This window comes from Chitinophaga ginsengisoli, from assembly GCF_003014595.1.
Lineage (GTDB): Bacteria > Bacteroidota > Bacteroidia > Chitinophagales > Chitinophagaceae > Chitinophaga > Chitinophaga ginsengisoli.
In genome coordinates this window covers 705620-730034 of sequence record NZ_PYGK01000001.1, presented here as the reverse complement: position 1 = coordinate 730034, position 24415 = coordinate 705620, and the positions used below count along the sequence as shown (strand labels likewise).

Sequence of the window (24415 nt, the reverse complement as noted above, 5' to 3'; positions counted from 1 at the left end):
GCAATATTAATATTTATTTAGCTTTCTCTACATACAGCCGGTTGTATAGGGTTATTTTATCATTCCATCTGAATCTATTCAATATGCTTTCTCTGTGTGACAAAAGTTGTTGTCTGTCTGGTATATCTGAAATCCTCTCAATATCATAAGAAAATATCCTGTCCAAAAATATCTCAGGGAATGCTCCTTTCCAGGGCACAAGAGGCACAGCATCACAGGCCAGGGCTTCAAGGCACACCAGCCCAAAAGCTTCCGATTCACAGGCGCTGATAAAATAATCAGCCGCACTGTAATATGCGGGAATCTCTTTAAAGTTCACCTGCTTTATCAGGATAACACTGTCGGTCAGTTTTAATGCCGCAATTTCGTTTTGTACAGCTTCATATAAATCGCCATCACCAATAAAAATTAGTTTACTGTTTCCATTTCTCTTTTTTATCTCCGCAAAGAAACGGATCACATTTAAAGGCTTCTTATAGTCGATCATCCGCCCAACACTGATGTAGACAACTTCGTTGCTTAACATCAGTTCTTCCTTCACGTTGGTCAGGCCTCTATTTACATTATCAAATTGTGTTTCGTCATAACCATTATGCACTACCACCGGGTTAACATTGAAACGCCGGAATATCTCCTGCCGGCAATATTCTGAAACAGTAGTAACACAGACCGCTCTCCCCGCCACAAGCCGCAGCAAACCAACTTCCAATATGTAATAGATCCAGCTTGTCAGGCTGCCTTTTTTCTCTTCAGTAGATGCAAAGTGGATGGTATAGATATATTTACAGCCGAAAAAACTTGCAACATATGCCGCTATTCCAAACTTCGCTGAATTGACATGAACGATATCATAACGCCTGACAAAATCAACGACCGACCTGATACGAAACCAGATAGCGTGTAATACAAAAAAAGGCCCGCCCTTCTTCCTCATTGGTTTATCCAAAAGAACAAAATCAATCTCTTCCTTGTGGTTTGAAAAGTATCTGGTAAAGGCACTATTTATACTTTCCAGGTGTGGCTCAAAACAGACTCTAACTCCCATAATCAGTCCAGTAAATATGTTTTATATGGATTATACGCTTCATATGCCTGCGCAGGGCCAAACAACCTATTGATAGATACTGCCGCATTGAGTACAAGCAGCCCAACCACTACAAGCCGCTCCGCCCGCCTCCTCATCAGTGCAAGTATACAAGGTAGAATAATGGCTTCCAGTATTCGGAAATAAGCAGATGTTCTCTGCGCAAATTCCGACACAGAATTGAATACCAGATACAGCATCAGGCCGTAGAAATAGAGCATCAGAAAAGGCTCATAAAAGGCAAATCTTTCGCTTAATGGCTTTCTGTATGCTAAAGCCATTCCCATTATAATTATTCTGAGTATAATAGATGAGTTAATTCCTAACTTCTTGGCAGATGCATCTGATACAAGAATATTGGCCACTTTATCCTGTGCGCCACTTATGGGGAGTATGGAAATAACTTTCGCCAGAATCACCCCAAGATCTATAAAAGTAAAACACAACCCGAAAGCAATAAATGCAACGATAGTGGTTGTTTTCCATTGGTGATTGCAGAGATAGTATACGGGGAGTGTAACAATTGCGGAGTAGTGAATGCAGAAGGCCATCAAAAAGAGAAGCGCAAACTGCCCCTTCTTCTTCTCCATAGCAGCGGTAAATGCAAATGTCACTATTCCTATTGCAAGCCCTTGCCTCATCTGCCCCATTTCTTTTACAATAAAATAGGAGGAGTAATAGATCAGTAGCGACAAAAATATGTAAGGCGAGTACTTTCTGAAAAAAATCCCATACAGTACAATAGAGCAACATGCCACAAACAAGAGAAAAGCATTGAAACCGAATCCACCAAACAAATAGCAGATCAGTGCCCATCCTATCTCTATTTGTACTCCAAACAGGTCGCCGGAGGAAGCGTAAGAGAATATATCTTTATACGTTTCATAGTCAAAGCCCATCATTCTCGTTCCCGCAAAAACGGCAAGAAAGATCAGAATGAAGATATAAAATGCATTCTGCATCTTTCGCAGGTCTACATGCAAGCTTTCAACAAAACTAAACGCAGAAAGAGCTATCGTGATTAAGTAATAAATCATTATACAAGAATTTCAGTCCATTTTTTAACAATGCTGTTTCTTGAAAATTTGCCGGAATTAATTATTGATTGCTTGCCCATTTTTTCTCTCAAAGATTCATCTGCCATCAACTGCTGCAATTTTTCGCTAAAGGCGGCCTTATCAAAAGCAGGAATCAAAAATCCATTATATCCATCCTCTACCACTTCTTTGGGCCCGGTCTCACAGTTAAAGGCAATCAACGGCAATCCGGCAGACTGTGCCTCTATAAGTACCAGGGGCAATCCCTCATATCTCGAAGTCATTGCATACACAGATGCAGTGGCATAATACTTCGTTATTTCCTTCGTTGCTTTCACAAATTCGACACTCACTCCAATGCCCAATCTCTCTGTCTGATCTTTCAGTGCTTCTTCATCCTCACCATTACCAACTATGATCAGTTTCCAGTCATGATACTTTTTATATACTTCCGCCCAGATGTCAAGCATCATATCAAACCCTTTCTGATATGTCAGACGGCCTACGCACAACAGCGTCTTATTATCATAAGTAGTAACCGGTGGCATATCAATTGTTGTCGGATTATATATGCATACTACCTTATCAGTCTTCTTTTTATAGTCGCTGAAGTCTTTCTGGGTTAAGGTAACGATCCTGTCAGCAAACCGTATGCCCAGATGTCTCGCTAAACTTACAACGGGTCCCTTTACGGTCAGATTAAAATGCTCCCATCCTATTACCTTTACCTTATTAAACAGTTTCAGGGGAACTGTAAAAATACACAAGTCCATTCCCACCCCGATGATATAATCAAGGTGTTTTGTATTCTTTATCAGCGATCTGAGTACACTGAAATAATCCTTTAATGTTCCATCAGGCTTTTCTGTAAGATATCTGACTACTACTCTGCTATCCAGTTTGTAAAAGCTCTCCCCACTCTTAAACATGCATAGCACTTCCACCTCGCAGTCAACCTCCGCGAGCGCATTTGCCAATACACTTGTTACACGCTCAGTACCGCCAGACTTCGATAATGTATTAATAAAAAAACCTATCTTCTTCATAAAACCTGATTTCATTGTAATTAAGGATCTCCCTGAAGAGATCAATTCAGTTGCAGGGTATCTTTAATTACATCATAGTTCTGCTTAGCAGACGTACCTTTTATGTATTTTTTCTCAAAACGCTCATAACTCGCCATATCCACATCACGCAGCGTCAACTCTTCCTGGTCATCAATGTTTATCAGACTGCAATGAAGGTTCTGTGCATATAACTCCATCATATAATGAACGATCTGCATTGCAAAGGATTTAGCCCTGGCAAATTTAAACTCATTCATTGTCAATAAAGCCAGTTGCTTTCTATACAGTACCGCATAAAACATGGAGATACTGTGATGGGTAAATACTACAGTGCTTTGGGCCACCAACGCGTTTGTCTTTCCCTTTATAACCGTCCGGCCGTTGAATTCATCCTTATAAGATGATTTAGGATGTGCCGCAATAATAACCGGAATCCCGAGTTTTGCCTCTGCTTTATCGAAGAACTCATTCAGCTTCCGGTAATATACTCCGGCACTTAGTATGTCAGAGTTCAGTCGCTTAAAATCCGGATGGTTCGGCAGCATGACATCTAAAAACACGGCATACTTTTGCTCTCCTGCCGCAGCATCATCTGACAAACCACCTTCCTGAAAAATGTCAAAATCATGGTGATTCAAAGAAATTACCTTCCGTTCACTATCCACCTGTTTTTGGCCTACCGCAAATAAAATAGCGGGTGGACGAATATCAATCCATTTTGCATAGATATCAAAAGCTTTCCTGCTGACCACTCTTACACCTGCATAATAAAGCTTCAGGAAATTGAAGGTTTTCAGGTCGTCAAGCAACTTCCTCTTTACAGAGATAGCGGGAATGTTACTATACCAGTCAATGGAAAACAATTGTTCTTTATACTGTTTCAACAATTGAAAAACAGGTATTGTATCCCAGTTGAACCATAGCTCCACACAAATCCAGGCACCTTTTGCCCGCTCTTCCAACAGTTGTTTTAGTTGATCCAACTGTGTGACATCTCTGAAGTATACTTCACTGATTTCATTGTTGAGCGCTGCACGGTTCGCATATTTAACGATATGCCTTACACACCAGTATTCTATTTCAATACCATCTTCACAGAACCTCTCCAGATAATAATTCTTTTTAATAGTATCCGTAAGCGGGTCGTGGCTTATGAAAATGATTTTCTTCATACCTTAATCTTCTTGAAATTAAACCAGGGCATCGCATAAACGTGAACACTCAGATACCACACCACAATAAAATTTACCACGCACACGATGAAACTCGAATAAGCAGCGCCAATCGGACCAATGTATTTCACCAGCAGGTAAGACAATATCAATTGCAGAATAGACAATGAAGAGGTGACTATTGCCAGCTTCGCTGTCTTCTTTGAATAAAATATATAAATCCCCACTATCAGGTACATTCCCTGGAAAGCCTGCGTGAACATAGCCCAGCCTATATATTTGGCTGATTCAAGGTAACGTACTGAGAGGAAATGATACACGATGAAATAGGATATGAACGAAAAGACCAGCGCCAGTAACAGCACAGCCAGCATATATATGTAAGTAAATTTAACAAGCTTGCCTTTTTGCTCAGGTTGATTGCTTGCCAGTAATTTATAGACATACGGCACATATGCATTGTGGAAAGCCATTACAAGAAAGGACAGCAACAGGCCAAACTGAAATCCCGTTGAATAAAGACCGGCTTCAGCTACGCCGTAAAATTTAGTTATATATATCCTGTCAATACCTGTGCGGATCCATATACCTAATGTATGAGGGATCATTGGCAAGCCAAAGGCCAGCGCATCTCTCATATACTTCTTGTTGATGCTGAGTTTTAAATAGCCACGCTTGAACAACACAAACATACTGACTATAAAAAAAAGCACGGAAGTAATAATCATTGCGCCGATACGACCATCCGCTCCCAGCCGCATATAGGCCAGGAAGAAAACAGTAAGACAAATATTAATAGCGCTTTGTGCAATCTGGTACCCGCCAAACGCGAGTGGTTTCTCTTCCAGCCGCCAAAGATCAAGGTTGATGGCAGTTCCTCCCTGGCTTGCTGCAACAAGCACACCTACGAACAGGAATAACGGCGCTATGGTCGTTAACGAAGAAACGTAGCCTGCAGTTACCCCCACTATTAGCCCAACAATAACTGTGGCGCAAAAGATAATAATAAATATACTGCTGATATATTCGGCTATTTCTTCCTTTGAGTAGTGATAGAAGTTTGCCGCCATTGCGCCATTTAAATTCAGCCCTACAAAAATGAGCAGGACAGAAATATAAACGTTATAATTCGATACAACACCGTAATCTGCAGGCGACAAATAATGCGTCAGGAAAGGAAGTAATAAAAAAGGAATTGCCTTATTAATTGCGTCAGTAATCGTATAAATAATACTTTTCTGAAATAAAGGATGTTTAATTATATTCTTACTGACCAATTTCATGTTCACAACTATTTAATCAGATTCTTCAAAGACAATTTGTCAAAATAAACGATCGGCTTATAAGAGTTATCTCTTATTGCATATGTCACAAAAACAGTATCGTGACGATCATTGTATATAGTAGGATATAAATAGTTCAGATCCCTGTTACTACGTAGATTAGTAGGATTCAACCACTCATTGCCCCCGGTTATGCTGTACGCAAATGTAAGTGGATTCCTGTTATTGGTGCCTGGTGTATAAACAGCGTTGTTCCAGATCATAATAAGAGAGTCCGTACGGTTTAAGCTTTTTACAACCTGTGGAGATTCCGGCGTATTGATACCGGACTTATAGAGACCGCTCCATGTTGCTCCATTGTCCGTGCTTTTGGAGAAGTAAATAAACCCTTGTCTGGTACGTATATTCATTTTGAGCGTTCCGTTTTTATCTATAGCAGTCACTCCTGGTTCCATCAGCGCAAAATAGGTCTTTAGATACTTAGACTTTAACCAGGTCTTCCCCATGTCATCAGAATAGTAACAAAAAACTACCTGCTGGTCGAACTCTTTTGAAATGTTCTTTGCAAAGGCGACAGGAAGAATAATTCTCTTGTTATTAATAATCGCCCTGTCATTATTCAAAATGTGATAGCCCTGGGTGGTGTTGATCATTCTTGGATCTCCCCAGGTTTCACCATTATCCTGGGACTCCTTGATATAAAGATCAATTTTTGCATCACTGTGCTTTACCGTGAAAATCAGCAACAGCTTCTTGGCACCGATCCTTAGTAAATTAGGATTCATGGTGTTGATTGTAGCTATATTTTCCTGTAACACGAATTCCGGAGCCCAGGTTTTACCGTTGTCCGTACTCTTTCGGGCTACAATATCTGAATGCATGAAGTCATCAAACCCGTTGGGCTGATAACGCGTACATGCAATCATCAATGAGCTGTCATTCAGCCTGATTACTGACGCATATGCGTATGCGCCTGATTTTACATTGTCCGGCACGAATAGTGCCTGGCTCTTAACGGGCATTTCAGTAACACCTCCAATGAGCTTAATGTCTGAATCAAACAGCGGTGAATCCTGGATATCCTCATAGAACTTTTGATTGTTCTCTTTGGTGCATGCTGTTGTGAATGTCAGTACAGTTATAAATAATAATGCCTGGCAGGTGGGAGAAATGGACTTGATCGAAGGTAAAAAGCTTCTAAGTTTCATAGTATAAAAGATGGCATTTATAGGAATGTTTTTTTGCTTATTAAAAACTCTGAGAATTCCCAATCCAATGGAGTGTCTATATCTACTGACTCAGCCTCTTCCATAATATATTTTCTTATTTTCTTAAACTGGTTAAGAGGGCTGCGTTTTAATGACTCTATATTTATTACATAAATAGCTCCGTTATATTCCCATACCCGGGGGCAATCCTGCCGTCTTATAAAATTGCCCTGCTTTGATTTAACAAGGTATCCGTCACTGTCCTCTTCAAATAAAACGGTGTAAGGGTTAGCTTTTGTTTCTTTTACTGATACAACCATATCCAGGTCTGGGCTGAAGGCCTGCAACGCTTCACGGATATTGTCTGTAGTTCTAAAGGGGCTTGTTGGCTGCAATATGACAAGTACATCAAAAAAACGTCCTTGTTTTTCGTAAAACTCTATCGCATGAAGACATACTTCATAAGTACCGGAATTATCTTCCGCCAGGTAGGCCGGCCGTAAAAACGGAACACTTACCCCATTTGCTTCCACCACGGCTTTAATATCTTCCGCATCGGTGGAAATGCAGATGTTCTCTATTGCTGTTAAAGGCTTCACAGCATCTATGGCATAGTTGATCAATGGCTTTCCTCCTAGGGACTTGATATTCTTTCCAGGCACTCCTTTGGACCCTCCCCGCGCTGGAATAAGAAATAATGTTTTCATCGGATAAACATCATAGATTTAAGTGCTTAATATCCTCCTGCGCTTTTTTGTAATCATCCATTCTTCCAATGTCCAACCAATAACCAAGAATAGGAAAGGTGATCAGCTTTTTGCCTTTCCCAATCAGCTCTTCTATTAAGTCCGTCACATTAAAAAACTCATTATGCGGAACATGTTCCAGCATTTCACTCTTCATCAGGTAAATACCGGCATTTGAATAGTAAGTATACCTTGGTTTCTCCTTCAATGAAGCGATCCTGTTGTGTTCATCTGTCTCCATGACTGCGTATGGGATGTCTACATGATAGCTGATAGCAGCTACTGACATGTCTGCATTCTGTTCAATGAAATCATTGTAGAATTCATGGAAGTCAATATCAGTCAGGATATCTGAATTCATGATCAACAGATGTTCCTTACTATAGTTCTTCACCTTCTTTGCCGCACCGATTGTTCCCATTGGGAAGTCTTCTTCTATATAATTGATGGTAGCGCCCTTTGCATATCCGTCACCAAAATAATCCCTGATCTTATGTCCCAGGTAGTTGATGCTGAGATATATATTATCAACTCCATGGTTGATAAGGCGATCTATGTTGTGTTCTATTATTGGTTTTGGGCCAACTTTCAGCAATGGTTTAGGCGTATCTTCTGTCAGGGGAAGCAAGCGCTGGCCTTTCCCACCGGCCATCAATACCGCTTCTACCGGTATTGTTCTTCTCAGATGCTCCAGGTCAAGAATACCAAGAATGTTCATTTCTTCATTCACTACCGGAATAAAGCGCAAGTTGCGCTCCTTGAACGCTTTCAACTCCTGGGAGGTTGGTTGAAATGAGAAAACAAACTTGCAGGGATAGTGACCAGCTTTATTAATGGGATCATTTACATTCACATCCTGCAGCAAGCCTCTTCTGATATCTCCATCTGTGATAGAGCCCAGTAAACAACCTTTTTCGTCAGCAATGAACAATACGCCGTTCACCAGGCCAAGTTGGTCCAGCTGCTTTAAAGCATCTTTAATATTAGCATTGCTATTGATGATATAACGTTCCCAGTTCTTCATTTACAGATCGTAAAATTTCTTCTTAATGTTTTTGATTTCAATAAACTGACCCAGCTTATCAATAATCTTACCAGTTGTCTGCCCATCGCCGTAAGGATTATTTACCTGCCGGCAGAACTCCCGGAATTCCGATGACAGTGCTTTTTTCAATCCCTGTTTTATGGAAGCTTCATCTGGCGCTACCTGGATAACGCTTTCTGCTGCCATACGCCCACCCTGCCTGTCTCCTATATTTAACGTAGGGATCCTGAAAGAAGGTACTTCAATAATACCACTTGAAGAATTACCTACCACCGCCTTTACGTATGGTATTAACGACAAATAACGTTTCTGACCGAGCGAAGGGAAAGCATAAATACGACTGCGGTATTGCTTTTCCAGCTCTTTTATCTGATCAATAATCACTCTTCCGTCGGTATCTGCATTAGGATAGGTGATCACGATCTGAAGCCCTTCGGTGTCAATCAATGCACGGACTAACGCAGCAAACTGGTCTGCCGCACTGTTCTTCTCCAGCGTGACCGGATGATATGTGACCAGCACCGTAGGCTGAGACAGATCAATACCCAGATTTTCCTCTAGTTCCTGTTGGGTCATCCGGGGCAGGTGCATAATACTGTCTATACCGATTGCACCGACGTTAAACACTCTTTCCGGCGCTTCTCCAAGTTGTATCACTCTCTTCCTGTAAGTCTCTGTTGCAGTAAAATGCAGATAGGACATCTTGGTGATAGCATGACGAAATGCTTCATCCATAGCACCTTCTGTGGTTTCCCCTCCATTGAGGTGAATAATAGGTAGCTGCGCAATATAAGCAGCAGTTGCCGCAGCAAAAGCTTCAAACCTGTCGCCGAGTATCACTACCCAATGGGGTTGCAAGGCGTTAAAGGCATCTGCAAAACCGATCATTCCCAATCCGGTGGACTTTGTAACGCCTGCTGCAGTATCGCTTGATAACAGCATATCTACCTTCACATCAATGTGAAATCCATCTGCTTCGATCTGCTTGTACGTAAGACCAAATTCCGGAGAAAGATGCATCCCGGTTACCAACAACTGCAATTGAAGGTCTTTCCGTTCCCTGATAGCTTTCATCAGCGGTAACAGTAGCCCGTATTCAGCGCGGGTGCCCGTCACTATACAGATCTTTCTTATCATAGCTCTATCAACTCATCTGTCTGAAAATCCCTTCCGGCTTTCTTGCCTAATACATCATACCACAACATCGGGCTGATCCCATTTCCAGGTCGCTTTACTGTTATATTGTCCTCTGTCAGTACTTCTCCCGCCTTTATATCCCTAGCCGCCACTATACTTTTCCTCGCAATCGTTTTATTCTTTGTTTCTGATTTTGAAGGTGTCTTTTCGCCGCTACCTAATGCTTTTTCCGTGTTCCGGATAGCACTTACCATTGCTTTCAGTTCCTGTGGATCAAGAGATGCGGCATGGTCAGGCCCTTCCATCGTTTTGTCTATTGTGTAGTGTTTCTCTATCACAGTAGCTCCCAATGCGACTGCAGCCACAGGCGCCTCAATACCAGGGGTATGGTCAGAATATCCTATCCTGATGTTGAACTCTTTTTCAATGCTTTGCATTGCCTTGAGATTGGCATCTTCAAAAGGAGTAGGATATTCCGTATTACAATGTAATACTACAATATTCTCCTTCTTCGCGCCATGGTCCTGCAACACTTTCAATGCAGCATGAATTTCAGACATTTCAGACATCCCGGTCGATACGATGAGCTGTTCAAAGCTCTTCGCCATCTTTATCAGGTAAGGCATGTTGGTCAGTTCTCCTGAGGGGATCTTGCCATAGGTCATGCCCAGGGATTTCAGAAAATCGATACTTGGGAAATCAAATGGCGTGGAAAGAAACATAATATGCTTACTGTCAGCATAATTCCTCAACTCTTCAAACTGATCAAACTTCAGCTCTAACCGCCTGATCATATTCAGCTGGTTTTCTGCTGCATCAGTGCTTGCTTTCTGATATGCCGCTTTTTCCGCAAATTTTGACACCAGCTTTTCAGCAATGAATGTCTGAAACTTCACTGCATCTGCCTTTGCATCTGCTGCAATATCGATCAGCTGTTTGGCAAGCGTCATATCACCGTTATGATTTACTCCTGCCTCCGCTATTATGAATACTTTCTCCATGTTTGTTCCAAGTTAGTTGTGATCCTCTTTTATTTTCCGGCAACATCTTCTGGTTCATTCATCCGGAGGATCCTTCCCGGATTTCCTACCACTACTGCATAATCAGGTACATCTCTTATAATGACCGATCCCGCACCAATAGTTGCCCATTTTCCTATCTTAATACCTTGTATTATTGTTGCCCCTATGCCTACATGTGTTCCTTCCCCCACCTGAACATTACCTGCAAGAGCGACATTGGGAGAAATATGTACGTAATTGGCCAACACACAATCATGATCAACAGAACAATTGGTATTAATAATTACATGATCACCGATCCGTACTTCACTATTGACACTTACACCAGCCATCACCACTGTTCCGTTGCCGATTGTACAACGGGAAGATATATTGGCAGATGGGTGAATAACGGTAGCCCAATTAGCTGATAGCTTCCTAGCAAGTTTCCTGCGCACAGCATTATTCCCTACTGCTATGATCATAGCCGAATCAGCCGCCTTATAGTCATCATTTAGATTACCAGACACCGGGTAACCCAACAACTGTGTTGCAGCGCCATACTCGTCGTAGATACCGGCACAACGGCGCTCGTTTACTTCCAGCAGTTCCAGTATCACTTTTGCATGACCGCCAGCGCCGTAAAGAAATATTTTTCTGGTCATTTCCGGGGACATCTTCTACATTTGATTATGCTTACCACCGATTTCATTTCCTTACACTGCTTGGTATATTCACCACCCGCTCTTCCAGCCATTCTGCATTACTAAGATCACCATGCTGACAATGGGCATACATAGGTAACCTGTTCATTAAACGCCAGATCGGGCGTGTCATCACTTTATTATCATTACTTTCTTTCAGAAAAGCCTGCTGCTGTGCATGATCCTGGAAAATGACCGTGTTCAGCCAGTAATTCGCCTTTGTGCCGTACATTTCTTTCACATAAGAAACGGATGAACCCTGAAAGAAGTTACTATACATTTCCGCCAGCTCACGTTTATTTGCCAGCATAGCATCCAGTTGCTCCAGTTGAGCACAGGCCAGCGCTGCATTCAGATTGGGCATACGATAATTATATCCTATGTCATCGTGCACAAATTCGTAAGCGTGAGGGATCTTTGCTGTTGTGGATAAATGTTTCGCTTTCTTTGCAATAGCTTCGTCATTAGTAACAATAGCTCCGCCGCCCCCACAAGTCACTGTTTTATTTCCATTAAAGCTGAAGGTACCGATCAAACCGAAAGTACCCGTATGCTTGTCTCCTACATAACTCCCCAATGACTCCGCAGCGTCTTCCACGAGCGGGATATTATATTTACTGCAAACCGCAGCCAGTTCACTGATCCTTAGGGGGAAACCAAACGTATGCATTGGAACGCAAGCTGCTATTCGCCTGCCACTGGTTTTATTAATGCATTCCCCGTTTGCATTGACCATTACATGTTCTTCCAGAAATGCCTGTAACGCAGCAGGAGACAATCCCATTGTATCTTTATCTACATCCGTAAAAACAGGTATGGCTCCGGCATGTGCAATGGCGTTGGCAGTAGCCACGAATGTGAGCGACTGTGTAATCACCTCCTCTCCATATTTCACCCCTGCCAGTACAAGTGCCAGATGCAACGCTGTTGTACCATTTACAGTAGCAATGGCATACCTGGCGCCGGTGATCTCTGTCATCATTTCTTCAAAGCGTGTCACATAAGCACCTACAGAAGAAACAAAGGTAGAGTCGATCGTATCAGTAACGTATTCCTTTTCTTTCCCGCCAAAAAATGGTGCATGTAGCGGAATAAATCCTTCCGCGTCGTTAAAAGTACGTCTGATAAAGTTTAGTATATGTGAAGTTTCCATTAAGTACTAAATATTATAAATATCCGCTTTATAGCTCTTTAAGTTCTCTGCCGATCTGAACCACTCGATCGTTTCCATTAGCCCATCTCTAAAAGTATATTGTGGCTTCCAGGATGTATACTGACTGATTTTTTCCTTAGATCCGTACAACCGGAAAACCTCGCTCTTTTCCGGGCGAAGTCTGGCCGTGTCTTCAACAATTCTGGCAGATGGATTGATGATATCGATCAGCAACCCGGCCAGTTCGCCTATACTGATCTCTGATTCTGTCGCAATATTACAATCCTGGCCTATCAAAGCCTCGGATTTAGCAATTTCAACAAAGCCATTGACAGTATCCTTCACATACACCAGGTCTCTGGTAGGCTTCAGATCTCCCAACTGGATCTCTGTTTTGCCGTTCAGTAACTGCGTAATGACAGTAGGAATAATAGCTCTTGCCGACTGCCTTGGTCCATAAGTATTAAAAGGACGAACAATCGTAACCGGTAAGTTAAAGCTGCGGTAAAATGATTCAGCAATACAATCCGCGCCTATCTTGGAAGCGGAATAAGGCGATTGTGGCTGACGCGGATGTTTCTCATCAATAGGTATATAGGTAGCAGTACCATACACCTCTGATGTGGAAGTAACAAGCACCCTTTCTATTCCCAGGTCCTTTGCCGCCTGTACAATGTTCAGTGTGCCCTTAATATTGGTATCAATGTAAGAATCTGGTGAATGATAACTGAAGGGAATAGCGATCAACGCTGCGAGATGAAATACCACATCAACTCCTTTCATCGCTGTTCTCACACCATTCGGATCCCTGACGTCTCCAGGAAATACATCCAGCTTTCCCAGGGTGTCTTTTGAAAAAGTATCTAACCATCCCCAGCTATTGAATGAATTGTAATTCACAAAAGCCCTGACATTACAGCCCTCTTGTAAAAGGCGCTCTACCAGGTGACTCCCAATAAATCCATCAGCACCGGTAATTAAAACTTTTTTATTCTTCAGTTCCATTGATATGCAATTATGCTATGCTTTCGCTTTGAAAATTATAGATCACGTTATCAGATTAGCTGGCCAGCATCTCCCGGTAAAGCCTTCTGAATACCAGTATGAATACTATCAGAAAACCTCCCAGCAAGCCTCCGAGTAGCAGGCCTTTAAACTTCCCGAACCGCTTCTTTTCCAGCGGCAGAATAGGCCTGTCCACCACCTGTACGATCGGTGTCTCCTGCGCCATTGTCAGCTTGCTCAGTTCCAGGTTTTTAATTACTTCGGCATACATCGTCTGCAGCACTATCTTATCCCTCGCTATCAGCTCTCCTTTTACAGAAGATACCTGTCTTACCGGGTTAAGATTCACATCCTGTACTGCTGCCAATGTATAGGTCTTTTTATTTAATTGGTCCTGTAGCGAATCTGCCATAGCCTGCAGCTTATCTACACTTACCTTTGAACGTTTGGTTTTCGTATAAGTATAAAACTCTGCAGCCTCATTGACCAGGTATTCTGTAAAGACTTTAGAGAACAATTCGTTCTCTGCAGTAGTCGTCACTTTTATAAAACTTAATTTCTTATCGGGTTTTGTAATTTCCAGCTCCTTCTCAAGGAGGTATTTATGGATCTTGTTTAACAAACTGTCCTGAAGCAGGGTAAACGTTTTGCGATCCTGCCCTACAGGATAGGTTATCGCCTTCAGGCTGGAATCCTTATCCAGCTTTTCTCTCCAGTGGGAAGTATTGATATACCAGGTTACCAGGGTCATTTTCTTCCCATTCTCAGAGATGGGTGTCAGCAAGGCCTGCTCGATAATAAACCTTGAACGCAGGAACTCCATGATGTTATCACCTTCAAACAGCCCGCTACCGGTACCACCACCCAGATCTAACCCAAATTGGCTGGCGATTCCTGAATAGGCAGCCAGACCTGCTGGCTTACTATCTTCCAGTACGAACGTTAATTCTCCTACATACCGTGCCTTGCTGAACAGGGAAAACACAAGCCCAAGCCCGGCGCCTGTCAATCCAAATACGACAATAATCAACCATTTGCTGAGCAGGTATTTCCACCAGTCATGCAGTTTTAATACTAATTCCTTTAAAGATATTTCGTCGCTTTTCTTCGCGGCGTCATTCGTTATTTCCATACAGCTAAATGCATTAAGAATATATGATCCATATCAGATGCATTGATCTACTATTTTGTTGAATTGATAATTGTAACCACTATCAATGCTAAAGACGCCAATGCACTGGCCAATCCTACTGTAGCTGCTGCTGACAGTCCTTTCCTTTCAGGTTTGGCAGGTACATATATTTCCGCTCCTGGTTTTACTTTCGGATAACTGTTGAAGAATAACATCTTCCTTGTGCTTTTCACTTCACCATTCGCGTATACGATATAACTTCTTCTCTTCAGTGCCTGAGAAGTAAAACCACCGGCGCCACGCACGTAACTTCTGAAGGAAAAGCCATTGTCAAACCGTACTTTCTTAGGGAAATATACTTCTCCGAACAATTGTACGGTCTGTAATTTCTTAGGTATCCTGATCACATCTCCCTCTTCCAGGTACAGGTCATATTTGGAACCTGGATGCTCCAGGATCTCTTCCAGCTGTATACCCAGCAATTGCTGGTTACGCTCCACTGTTGCACGTGTTCTGGCAACGTCGATACTATCCTTCACTTTATTATTGAATACTTCCAGCTTGCTCAGCAGGAAAGTACTGTCCTGTTCATTGATAAAAGTTCTCCGTAATAACAGCGCGCCTTCTGCAGAGGCTTCCGGACGTAGACCACCCGCTCTTTTGATAAGGTCTGATATACGTTCCTTCTTGGTATTAATGGCATAAAGACCCGGATAAACAACCTCGCCATTTACCTGCACATTTGCCTGCTGACTATAAGAAGGAGATCTGCGCACTACTACTTCGTCAAAAGGATGCAACACATAAGATGCTGCTTCCGGACTACCTGACAAGTCTGCATTGATGTCAAACTGATCGGTGATAGCCATCCTGATATCTGTAGAATCAAACGCTTCTCTTGTACGGATACGACGGGATATTTCCACATGTTTAAGGCTGGCAGCATCCCTGAGCCCACCTGCCATCAGGATAAGATCTTCCAGACGCATACTATCACCATAACTAAAATATCCGGGGTTATTTACTTCTCCTGCAATCTTCACCATGTACGGTTCCCTGATAGCCAGCTTGGAAAATATGACAACGCTGTCTTCCCGCTGTAAAGCCGGATTATTTTTTCCTTCTATTGCATCCAGCACGTTAAAGTTGATAAAGGCTGGTGTAAAATCTTCCTGTAATCTGCGGATCACGCCACGGGAGGTAGCCGCTACTTCCTGGATACCGTCAGCACGTTTAATGAGATCTCCCACTGTCATCTTCTCTTCCAGCGCATATTCGCCCGGATGGAACACCGCCCCTGCGATAGTTACGCGATTCGTATAACGGCTTATAATTGAATCCACATAGAATTTATCACCCGACTTCAAACGGAAAAAGGCCACAGAATCTACCGGTATATTTACAAACTCTCTTGCTTTACTGGTAATACGTAATGCGCGGATCACATCCCGGAAAGAATTATCCGTATATCCACCGGAAAAATCAATCACCTGTTGCAGGGTTTCGTTTTCTTTTGTCTCGAAAATAGCAGGGCGTTTGATTTCACCCAACAGTTCCACCCTCATTTTATAAGGGTTCACCTTTACGATGTCCTGGTCCTGTAGCACCACGTTGTTCGTGAGGTCTCCATGCAGAAGGAAATCATACAGGTCAAAGCTGGCAAACTTTCTCCCGTTACGGATCACATCTATACTTCTGAAAGAGCCATTTTCATCAGGACCGCCAGACACATATAAGGCATTCGCCACAGTTGCCAGCGATGGTAATGTATAGGTACCCGGACGGGTGATCTCACCGATCAGGGTCACTTTAATACTACGGATATTTCCCAGCGATACCTGCACGGAAGTATTGCCGGTTTTAATACCCCCATAAATAGTACTCAGCTGTTTAGTGATACGTGTTCTGGCTTCCTCAATGGTAAGACCGTTCACATAAACCGGTCCCAAGTAAGGAATCCTGATATACCCTTCGGGAGTCACTTTTAATACATTCTGCACCTCGGAATAGCCATATACATCAATAATCAGTTCATCGTCCGCTGCAATCCTGTAATTGGAAGGGGTTGCCATACGTAAGTTTGGCTCGAATGTGAGGTTCTGGTTGCTAAACAATTCAGTACCAAAGATCTTTCTGCGGCGCTGTTCCTTTTCAAAATCTTCCTTGTCCTTGATCTGTTTATACATTTCACGCCAGTAATAAATCGTATCTGACGGTCCGCTGTATTGCCTGCCGGAAGTATCTGAACTGAAAATATCATTCCCTCTGGCAGAAGTAAGCTCCTTATCGAGGTTTAACTGCGTAATACGCGCCTTTAACTTTGACACTTCAACATCGGGAATTCCCCTCTGAGCTGCATAGTCGTCTATCTGGGAATAATTGACGCCCTTTGACTTCATCTGAGCCACTATCTGCCTGATCTGATCATCAGAAAGATTATCCACCTTCATCTGGCTCATTTGTACCTGCATACCTGACTGAGCATGAACACAATAGCCAAAAGTCATCAGTAACAGTTGCAGCAGTAATATTCTTTTTAGCATGAATTTATCGGATAACAAATATTCGGATTAATATTATATTGACCAATGCCCCTCTGTTGCCTGGAATTTCTCTTAAGAAAAATCAGGTGCAAATCTATTAAAAATAACATATAAATATTAACATAGTGGAAACCAATTAAATAATTGTCATATGAGGACAGAAAAAGCCTAAAGGAGGCATTTATGCCTGTTAGCACCTTATACTCAATCATCAACAATTATCAATCGTTTACATATATATGTAACGTATGTCCGCTCAACAGTTACAACGGAAAACTTTCAGCTGTCATATTAATAGAAAAAGGGATCCTTTTTAAAGATCCCAGTTATTCAGAAACCGTGCCACGGTATCATATTTAACTCATTAACAAAATATTACGCCTTCACAAAGATCTGCGTAACATCCTTTTCAAACTCCTGTTCTTCTTTATAGATCCACTCCCTGTAAGATGCAAAATTGCCGATATGCTGGTCATAGTCCGTCAGGCAGGAATTAATCAGCTTCACGATCTCCGGAATATTGCTCCTCCTGTCCGCGATCTTATACTGCTCCGGCAGGGGTACATCTTCGTGGAAAGCAGCAGAACCTTTTTTACCCGTAATCACGCAACACTTATAAATGGCAGCCTCCCTGGGGAACCGGTCCTTACCGGGATGGTGACCGAAGTCGATATACACCATAGATTCCTTTAAGAGGTCTCCTACCTGGGCAGGTGTCAGTTTTTGCAAAGGTATCCACCTCGAACCGGGCATCGCTGCCATGATCTTTTTGGTAAAGCGGAATCCTTTCAGTGGATTATATAATATCTGGGGCTTCTTGGCAGTCAGGTCAACCTCACGGGAGGATTTCAGGAAATCTGCATTCAGGTAGTCAGACAGATATATTGCATCTATCTTCCATTGCTTTAAAAAGTCGAGGGCATATGCAGACTGCGCAAGGTGATAGTTGAATTTACCCTTCACTTTACCATTGAGTGTAACGGCCCTGTGTAACCATTTTATTTTCAGCTTCCGGATCATCCGGTAGTGTTTCGGCGCTTCAATGGCCTTGAACAGGTTGTCCACACTCAGCCACCAGGCACATTTCCGTATCTTTTTGAACTGATCAGCAAAATAGAAATATAACTCAGGGATGATAACCAGGTTCTCTTCCCGGTCTTCTACCTCCGTCACATACTTACAGTTGTATTTGAGATAGTTCTCGCTCACGGGCTGCGCTACATTATTGGGATAGTAGTACATCGCCACATCAAAACCTCTTTCTCCTAACTTATAAGCCAGCTGAGCAAACCCTTCGTCAGCTTATTATATCCGCCGATAGGAATGCCCTGGTACCTGTCATTGAAGTAGTTATTATTGTAGGCGAACCGTAAAGGGAGACGTTTGATAATAAATGCCGGCAGTTCACTGGCCTTTCTGCCCCACTGTTTCTCTGTATACCCTTTGATCAGCTTCTCATATATGTCCGGTCCTACCAGCGAAAGCGCCTGCTCTTCCAGGTTCTGTGGTTCCGTGATATTCAGATCTGCCACCTGCCTGTCAATGATGGCCTTTGCCTCCTGCGGGGTTTTCACTTTCCACAGCTGATGGAAGGTATTCATGTTGAATGGCAGGTTGTACAACTCATCCTTGTATACTGCCAGTGGTGAATTCACGTAGTTATTGAACGCTACAAAGGAATTGACGTAGTCCCAGATAGGCTTATCGTTGGTATGGAAAATGTGAGCACCATACTTGTGTACATTAATACCATTGACATTCTCACAATAGATGTTGCCACCGCTATGCGGACGGCGGTCTATCACAAGCACTTTTTTTCCCGCCTTCCTGCATTCATGTGCAAATACCGACCCGAACAATCCACTCCCCACAATTAAAACATCAAATTCAGTCATTCATTCAGTTTTGTGCCCGGCTCCTGCAATGTACAGGGGGACTATCTATCTCTATGGAAATTTATGGTGTAACACGGCCGTTCGCATAAGCGCACGTAACACCTTTCGAATATAACTAGGCTGTAAAAAGTCTCGTTGGTATAGGCCTGACTTCTAAAAATATCATTTGCTGGTGACGAACTACAGTCTTAAATATCCGGCTGTAAAGCTATTAAAAATAACATATAAATATTAACATAATGAAAACCAGTCATATTGTTCCATAAGAGTCCCGGATACGCTATTTTTTTCCTACAACTCAATCCAGCCGCGGCTGTTTCTACGTTTGTATCTTTAAATATGCAGGCCGGGTGCCTGAGCGACAATACAATTCAAATCCCAAATCTACAACTAACTCCCCAAGGCCATGAGCTTTCAGACATTCCAGGTACAACTGTTAGAAAACGCTGATTTTCTTAAGCCAGTAGCAATGGCATTAACTAAAGACCCGGAGGCAGCAAAGGACCTCTACCAGGAAACATTATATAAAGCACTGAAAAACAAAGACAAATATCTCGAAGGAAGTAATATCCGGGCCTGGTTATATACCATCATGCGCAACCTCTTCATCAACGATTACAGGAGATCTGCAAAATATTCCAGCTCACTGGAACTCACGCCCAATATCACAAACAATACATTGGCGGATGTGAATGCAGAGAATATGATCCGTACCAAAGAAATAAAGGGAACCCTGTACAAGCTCCCTTTATCTTTTAAGAAGCCGCTCCTGCTGTATTGCGACGGCTTCAAATACCATGAAATTGCGGAAATGCTGCATGAGCCTATGGGCACAGTCAAAAGCAGGATACACCTTGCCCGCAAACTGTTGTGTACTACCATGTCCCGCCACTAGCGCTTTCCGCCATACACCAGCTGTAGATACCTTTTTTCGATACTCGAACGGTAAAGGAAAAAGGGAAGCTGTACAATAGCGAAAACCAACAGCAACAAAGGATGCGGCCATATATAAAATAAGGCCGTAAAGGTGACTACCAGTCTCGCATATTCCAGGAAAAACACCCAGCGCCGTTGTTCCATAATAGCGCCAACGTTCACCAATGTCAGTAAAATAACCAGGGTAGTGCATACCTGGGCAAAAACAGGTATATAGTTTTCAAATAACAGGAAGAGGAACAACAGCAGTAGAATGGCGCCCATTTGCCATACCACATATTGCTGCAGTTTCTTTGACGCACCCGTGGTGGTGTTACGGAACAGGAATCGCTCTTCCAGCTTTGGACGAATTTCCGGATCTATATGATCAGGCTTGCCGAACACTACATGCCAACGCGCTTTGAAGCCTTTGGTTTGTTTTAACGTATAGAATATTTCAAGGATGAAATGAAAATGCTGCCACAGGAAGCTATGGCTGTCCAGGGGCTTTGTTAGTCCGTATTCCGGTTCTTCCTCTTCCTGGGCAAATGTACCGAACAGCTTGTCCCATATAATGAAGACGTCCCCATAGTTCCTGTCCAGGTATTTATCATTGGATGCGTGGTGCACCCGGTGATGGGAAGGCGTTACGAAGATGTATTCAAGAATACCCAGCTTACCAATAGTCCGGGTATGGATAAAGAAAGGATAAATGCCATGTACCAGCTGCACACTGATAATCATTGCTGCGGGGAAACCGATCACCGGCAGCACTGACCAGAAGCACATCCTGAAAAAAGCCTGGAATACAGTGATACGCGCCGACACGGTATAATTGAAATCTTCACTCTGGTGATGGACCACATGTGCCGCCCAGAGCAGGTTCACTTCATGTGCCAGACGATGGTACCAATACCAGATAAAATCTGTGAGGATGAGCAGGGCTATCCAGAGCAAGACGCTGGATCTGATGTTAAACACGCCGAAATGGTGCTGCAGGTAATCATAGATAAAATAGAAAATACCTACTGTAAAGGTATCCAGCAGTCTTTCTGCGATACCGATGTTAATGTTGCTGACTGTACTACTGAAGCCGAAATAGTTCTTCCCCGTTTTCCGCGCCACCAGATATTCTATTCCCATCAGTCCAAGGAATAACGGAACGGCCCAAGCCATGTGATTTAAATGCACTTGATATAGTTTCGATTACAGATAAAATCTCTATTGCTTGGTGGCCAACGGAGTGAAATCAAAACAATATTACAATTTTTCTCACATATTAGTCCATCATTTTTGTAGACAAATAAAAAAGCCAATTACAAACGTGTAGTAAACCACACGTCTGCAATTGGTATCAGGTGTTAGAATTGGGCGCGAAAACCGATTGGGATCTCCTTCTTCTCAAAAGAAGGTTCATGCTGGTTCATGACCTCTGCAATGGTCATAGGCTGACTGATAACAGTATTATATCCCTGTTTACCAGACAGTTGCTGCGCTTTGCGAACGGAGAGTTTACCAAATTCATATTTGGCAATAAGCCTTCCTTTACGCATCAGCGCTCCGTCTATCTGGGAAAGATCACTGTTGAAAGTACATACTACCTGTACATTCATACAGTCTGCCAGCAGACCGTCAGACAGATTTAACAGGTTGGACACGGATGAATTACCCGATGTTTTCCTGTCCATGATAATGTTCTCAGCATCTTCAATGACCAGAATCGTATTGGGATTGTCGATCAAAAGGTCTATAAAGTCTGGCGACATGATATTCGCTGCCACCGCGGGCGACAGGAACAATACGCGTTTCTTCAGGCGTCCGATCAGGTAACGCAGGTAAGTGGTCTTACCTGTACCGGGCAATCCGTGCAATAGCACAATACCTTTGTCATCATTTGTATTCAGCCGTTTATAGATCAGCTGATCTATTGCGGTAAAATCATCCTCATAATATAATGAAAGGTCCAGCTTCGTTCTTTTAAACTCCATGGCTTTCAGTGTCAGTCCACGTTCTCCCGTGGTGATGAGATTGATCTCATACTTCTTACGCTTTTCACGGGTACGGTATTTACGTACCAAAGCTGTCACTTCTGCTATCAAGTCCGGAGATGTGCCATTATGCAGGATCTCACAATAATCATCTCCGAATTCAATTACACTTTCATTATTCAGTACGATCAGGGCAAGATCATGTTTATATTCTTTGTCTTTATCACCGATCTCTTCTCTGATGTAAATTTTTACGATACGGTCTGCGAATGCTTTTTTAAATGCGTCCAGCGACTTCTCGCCATTTATAGTATAAATAAAATTGACATTAGGCAAAGCATTAAAATAATACAGGTACAGGGATTTGCTTTCCATTAATCCGTTCCCAAAAATATTATCTCCTCCTATCACCCGCTGCGGTAAAATATTCTCCATGCTGTTCAAATAAGTATGCAAATGTACATGTTGGTTATCATATACCGGAACGCTCCTGGCGTCCGGCAATGACAACGGGGGGTTAATACAAATTAAGACGAAAACAATCTGTTAATGACTGAAGAAGGTTCAATTTAAGCGGGGTAAGAATACCCCGCTTTACGTTAACTAATTGTACCTACTCAATCCAAAATATCATAAAAAAACCCGGTCAGTTTACACAGACCGGGCCAATAACGTTAACGTATATACTACGTCATCGCATACCTGGTCTGATTAGTGCTGATGTTAGCAGCACTATGCTCCAATACGCAGACTGGCCCTGGTTACTATGTCTTTTTATCCGTTTGCCTTTCATTCAGTTTTGCTGAAAAGAAAAAGCCCCGGGGCCTTGGTCCCGGGGCTTTATATATGCTAATAAGTTTTTCTCATTTAAACTTATAACATGCCCGGAACCCGCTGCAACCACCCTTCTCAAAGGATGCTGGCGTTGTGTTCATGTGAATTTGTGTATTGAGCATGTTATTAAATAGTTTATTCGTTAATGATAGTGCAAATATATATCGATTATTGGAACTTTAACAATTTTTTTGCACTTTTTTCTTTAAAGTTTTCTACTGCTATTACTATCCGCGCTATAAAAATACCGGTGGCATTCAGCCACCGGTGCTTATTTTACTCAAAGGGTGCCCAAAACAACAGACGATGAGAGGTCGACCTATTTATATCAATAACATGCTTTCTGCTTCTTCGTCAGGAGCATTCACTGTATCGTTTGTCACCACATCATCTTCTGCTGATGCTCCTTCATATTGCTTAGCCAAACGTTGCATCTGGCGGATGTGCCGTTCAATGTGTTTGGTAAGGAAATAGATATATTGATAGATATCCAGTTTACCCAAATGGTTCACAGACATGTTGGTCAATACCAGCATACCTTCGCCATTTTTCAGCAAACTAAGGTTATACATACATTGTGCGAACTGTTGTTTGAGCAACACCCTGATATCTCTCATATCCTGCAAACCACTTGGTTCCAGATGTTCTGGTCTGATCCAGCCGAATGAACGGCTGCCAATCACGTCAATCTTATCGAACTTATCCTGGTAGTCTGCCGGTAAGATAATCGCATTTGCAGAACGTTTACGTTCCAATGCTCTGCGTGTGCTCTTGTTAATAATAAGCAACAGAAAATAGTTAGTCAGGCTGATATGCTCCAGCACCTCCCGGATATTCCAATGGTTTGTATCCGGTTTAAAGTGTAGCAGGTCCAAATCTTTTTCGAACCAGGTGTCTAACTCCCTGAAGTTGGTAAGCAATGCCTCTCTTACTGATTGAATTACGTTTCTCATGATCTATCGGTTTGGGGTTATGCACCTGACCAGCTCCACTTTCTGTACGGCTCTGGCACATAACAGTATTTATTGAATATTTATAAAAAAACCCGGCTCCATCAAATGGGCCGGGTAGCATATACATAAGTTCTATGTTTGACTACACACTATACCCATTAGGCTTCCTTAAGGCGAAGCCATCCTTTCGTACACTGACCGCCGGCTTTACCAGGCGATATATATACCTTACAGTTATCTCACAGTTGTCTTGCTCAATCATTGTTTAGATTCTTCTAAAGCAAAAGGTCCCGCAATCTCTGCGGGACCTTTGTTATATCATTTGATAACTTGAATTCGTTAACAATTGGTGCAACATACCCGCAACCTACTTCTGGCCTGCTTTTGCTTACAGGACATCGCCGAAATAGTATATTCTGGATTGCGTTTCATTTTTTATTTATTGCTTACACAAAGATATTTTTTATTTTTTTTATTTCCGCATTTTAACTAATAAACTTTTTCTATACCCAC

General features: G+C 42.4%; 21 protein-coding genes. 1 reads left to right on the top strand and 20 read right to left on the bottom strand.

The genetic code is table 11. From position 1 onward, the window contains the following. Window positions 1-13 precede the first annotated feature (13 nt). From CLV42_RS03095 to CLV42_RS03015, 17 genes are all read right to left on the bottom strand, one after another. Window positions 14-934, bottom strand: a complete 921-nt coding sequence (locus tag CLV42_RS03095; protein ID WP_170117369.1) for a glycosyltransferase family 4 protein — start codon at window positions 932-934, stop codon at window positions 14-16. Window positions 935-1047: 113 nt separating this feature from the next. Further along, window positions 1048-2121, bottom strand: a complete 1074-nt coding sequence (locus CLV42_RS03090) for an EpsG family protein (RefSeq protein WP_106600416.1) — start codon at window positions 2119-2121, stop codon at window positions 1048-1050. Then, window positions 2121-3167, bottom strand: a complete 1047-nt coding sequence (locus CLV42_RS03085; protein WP_170117368.1) for a glycosyltransferase family 4 protein — start codon at window positions 3165-3167, stop codon at window positions 2121-2123. Before CLV42_RS03085 ends, CLV42_RS03090 begins: the two co-directional genes overlap by 1 nt. Window positions 3168-3208: 41 nt before the next feature. After that, entirely contained in the window at window positions 3209-4360 is a 1152-nt protein-coding gene (locus tag CLV42_RS03080) for a hypothetical protein (protein ID WP_106600414.1), read from the bottom strand. Beyond that, a complete protein-coding gene (locus CLV42_RS03075) occupies window positions 4357-5643 on the bottom strand; it encodes a lipopolysaccharide biosynthesis protein (protein ID WP_106600413.1) in 1287 nt (428 codons plus the stop codon). Before CLV42_RS03075 ends, CLV42_RS03080 begins: the two co-directional genes overlap by 4 nt. An 8-nt stretch (window positions 5644-5651) precedes the next feature. Next, window positions 5652-6851: a sialidase family protein gene (locus tag CLV42_RS03070; protein WP_106600412.1), complete on the bottom strand. Its 1200-nt coding sequence runs from the start codon at window positions 6849-6851 to the stop codon at window positions 5652-5654. A gap of 17 nt (window positions 6852-6868) precedes the next feature. Beyond that, a complete protein-coding gene (locus tag CLV42_RS03065; RefSeq protein WP_106600411.1) occupies window positions 6869-7558 on the bottom strand; it encodes an acylneuraminate cytidylyltransferase family protein in 690 nt (229 codons plus the stop codon). Between the two features lie 10 nt (window positions 7559-7568). Further along, window positions 7569-8621, bottom strand: a complete 1053-nt coding sequence (locus CLV42_RS03060; protein WP_106600410.1) for a nucleotidyltransferase family protein — start codon at window positions 8619-8621, stop codon at window positions 7569-7571. Beyond that, window positions 8622-9779 carry a UDP-N-acetylglucosamine 2-epimerase gene (gene neuC / locus CLV42_RS03055; protein ID WP_106600409.1) on the bottom strand — a complete coding sequence of 386 codons (1158 nt, stop codon included), beginning with the start codon at window positions 9777-9779 and terminating at the stop codon, window positions 8622-8624. Next, a complete protein-coding gene (neuB, locus tag CLV42_RS03050; RefSeq protein ID WP_106600408.1) occupies window positions 9776-10780 on the bottom strand; it encodes an N-acetylneuraminate synthase in 1005 nt (334 codons plus the stop codon). Before neuB ends, neuC begins: the two co-directional genes overlap by 4 nt. A gap of 29 nt (window positions 10781-10809) precedes the next feature. After that, window positions 10810-11445, bottom strand: coding sequence for an acetyltransferase (locus CLV42_RS03045; RefSeq protein ID WP_211303378.1), 636 nt, complete (start codon window positions 11443-11445; stop codon window positions 10810-10812). A 43-nt stretch (window positions 11446-11488) separates the two neighbouring features. Beyond that, a complete protein-coding gene (locus CLV42_RS03040) occupies window positions 11489-12637 on the bottom strand; it encodes a LegC family aminotransferase (protein WP_106600407.1) in 1149 nt (382 codons plus the stop codon). 6 nt (window positions 12638-12643) lie between these two features. Beyond that, window positions 12644-13642 (bottom strand): NAD-dependent 4,6-dehydratase LegB, encoded by a 999-nt coding sequence (locus CLV42_RS03035; protein WP_106600406.1) that lies wholly within the window; start codon window positions 13640-13642, stop codon window positions 12644-12646. A gap of 55 nt (window positions 13643-13697) precedes the next feature. Next, window positions 13698-14774, bottom strand: a complete 1077-nt coding sequence (locus CLV42_RS03030) for a GumC domain-containing protein (RefSeq protein WP_106600405.1) — start codon at window positions 14772-14774, stop codon at window positions 13698-13700. Between the two features lie 50 nt (window positions 14775-14824). After that, window positions 14825-17317 (bottom strand): SLBB domain-containing protein, encoded by a 2493-nt coding sequence (locus CLV42_RS03025; RefSeq protein ID WP_106600404.1) that lies wholly within the window; start codon window positions 17315-17317, stop codon window positions 14825-14827. A gap of 375 nt (window positions 17318-17692) precedes the next feature. Continuing rightward, window positions 17693-18565 carry a hypothetical protein gene (locus CLV42_RS03020; RefSeq protein WP_146154300.1) on the bottom strand — a complete coding sequence of 291 codons (873 nt, stop codon included), beginning with the start codon at window positions 18563-18565 and terminating at the stop codon, window positions 17693-17695. Between the two features lie 17 nt (window positions 18566-18582). After that, window positions 18583-19212 (bottom strand): NAD(P)-binding protein, encoded by a 630-nt coding sequence (locus CLV42_RS03015; RefSeq protein ID WP_245901434.1) that lies wholly within the window; start codon window positions 19210-19212, stop codon window positions 18583-18585. 406 nt (window positions 19213-19618) lie between these two features. On the opposite strand from CLV42_RS03015, the gene CLV42_RS03010 reads away from it, so the two are divergent. Then, window positions 19619-20107, top strand: a complete 489-nt coding sequence (locus CLV42_RS03010) for an RNA polymerase sigma factor (RefSeq protein ID WP_106600402.1) — start codon at window positions 19619-19621, stop codon at window positions 20105-20107. On the opposite strand, the gene CLV42_RS03005 is transcribed toward CLV42_RS03010, so the two are convergent. The 3 genes from CLV42_RS03005 to CLV42_RS02995 all read right to left on the bottom strand — a co-directional run bounded on the left by CLV42_RS03005 (window position 20104) and on the right by CLV42_RS02995 (window position 23902). Continuing rightward, window positions 20104-21270 (bottom strand): sterol desaturase family protein, encoded by a 1167-nt coding sequence (locus tag CLV42_RS03005; protein WP_245901432.1) that lies wholly within the window; start codon window positions 21268-21270, stop codon window positions 20104-20106. The genes CLV42_RS03010 and CLV42_RS03005 overlap by 4 nt on opposite strands. Window positions 21271-21488: 218 nt before the next feature. Further along, a complete protein-coding gene (locus tag CLV42_RS03000) occupies window positions 21489-22550 on the bottom strand; it encodes an AAA family ATPase (RefSeq protein WP_245901430.1) in 1062 nt (353 codons plus the stop codon). A 722-nt stretch (window positions 22551-23272) separates the two neighbouring features. Next, window positions 23273-23902, bottom strand: a complete 630-nt coding sequence (locus CLV42_RS02995; RefSeq protein WP_106600399.1) for a DinB family protein — start codon at window positions 23900-23902, stop codon at window positions 23273-23275. Window positions 23903-24415: the final 513 nt, after the last annotated feature.

Bases quoted from the DNA above. Each gene is read 5' to 3' on its own strand.
- CLV42_RS03090 (WP_106600416.1), bottom strand. From the start codon at position 2,121: ATGATTTATTACTTAATCACGATAGCTCTTTCTGCGTTTAGTTTTGTT.
- CLV42_RS03010 (WP_106600402.1), top strand. From the start codon at position 19,619: ATGAGCTTTCAGACATTCCAGGTACAACTGTTAGAAAACGCTGATTTT.
- neuB (WP_106600408.1), bottom strand. From the start codon at position 10,780: ATGGAGAAAGTATTCATAATAGCGGAGGCAGGAGTAAATCATAACGGT.
- CLV42_RS03040 (WP_106600407.1), bottom strand. From the start codon at position 12,637: ATGGAAACTTCACATATACTAAACTTTATCAGACGTACTTTTAACGAC.
- CLV42_RS03000 (WP_245901430.1), bottom strand. From the start codon at position 22,550: ATGGAGAATATTTTACCGCAGCGGGTGATAGGAGGAGATAATATTTTT.
- CLV42_RS03045 (WP_211303378.1), bottom strand. From the start codon at position 11,445: ATGACCAGAAAAATATTTCTTTACGGCGCTGGCGGTCATGCAAAAGTG.
- CLV42_RS03085 (WP_170117368.1), bottom strand. From the start codon at position 3,167: ATGAAGAAGATAGGTTTTTTTATTAATACATTATCGAAGTCTGGCGGT.
- CLV42_RS03080 (WP_106600414.1), bottom strand. From the start codon at position 4,360: ATGAAGAAAATCATTTTCATAAGCCACGACCCGCTTACGGATACTATT.
- CLV42_RS03060 (WP_106600410.1), bottom strand. From the start codon at position 8,621: ATGAAGAACTGGGAACGTTATATCATCAATAGCAATGCTAATATTAAA.
- CLV42_RS03075 (WP_106600413.1), bottom strand. From the start codon at position 5,643: ATGAAATTGGTCAGTAAGAATATAATTAAACATCCTTTATTTCAGAAA.
- CLV42_RS02995 (WP_106600399.1), bottom strand. From the start codon at position 23,902: ATGAGAAACGTAATTCAATCAGTAAGAGAGGCATTGCTTACCAACTTC.
- CLV42_RS03035 (WP_106600406.1), bottom strand. From the start codon at position 13,642: ATGGAACTGAAGAATAAAAAAGTTTTAATTACCGGTGCTGATGGATTT.
- neuC (WP_106600409.1), bottom strand. From the start codon at position 9,779: ATGATAAGAAAGATCTGTATAGTGACGGGCACCCGCGCTGAATACGGG.
- CLV42_RS03065 (WP_106600411.1), bottom strand. From the start codon at position 7,558: ATGAAAACATTATTTCTTATTCCAGCGCGGGGAGGGTCCAAAGGAGTG.
- CLV42_RS03025 (WP_106600404.1), bottom strand. From the start codon at position 17,317: ATGCTAAAAAGAATATTACTGCTGCAACTGTTACTGATGACTTTTGGC.
- CLV42_RS03015 (WP_245901434.1), bottom strand. From the start codon at position 19,212: ATGACTGAATTTGATGTTTTAATTGTGGGGAGTGGATTGTTCGGGTCG.
- CLV42_RS03095 (WP_170117369.1), bottom strand. From the start codon at position 934: ATGAGGAAGAAGGGCGGGCCTTTTTTTGTATTACACGCTATCTGGTTT.
- CLV42_RS03005 (WP_245901432.1), bottom strand. From the start codon at position 21,270: ATGGGAATAGAATATCTGGTGGCGCGGAAAACGGGGAAGAACTATTTC.
- CLV42_RS03070 (WP_106600412.1), bottom strand. From the start codon at position 6,851: ATGAAACTTAGAAGCTTTTTACCTTCGATCAAGTCCATTTCTCCCACC.
- CLV42_RS03030 (WP_106600405.1), bottom strand. From the start codon at position 14,774: ATGGAAATAACGAATGACGCCGCGAAGAAAAGCGACGAAATATCTTTA.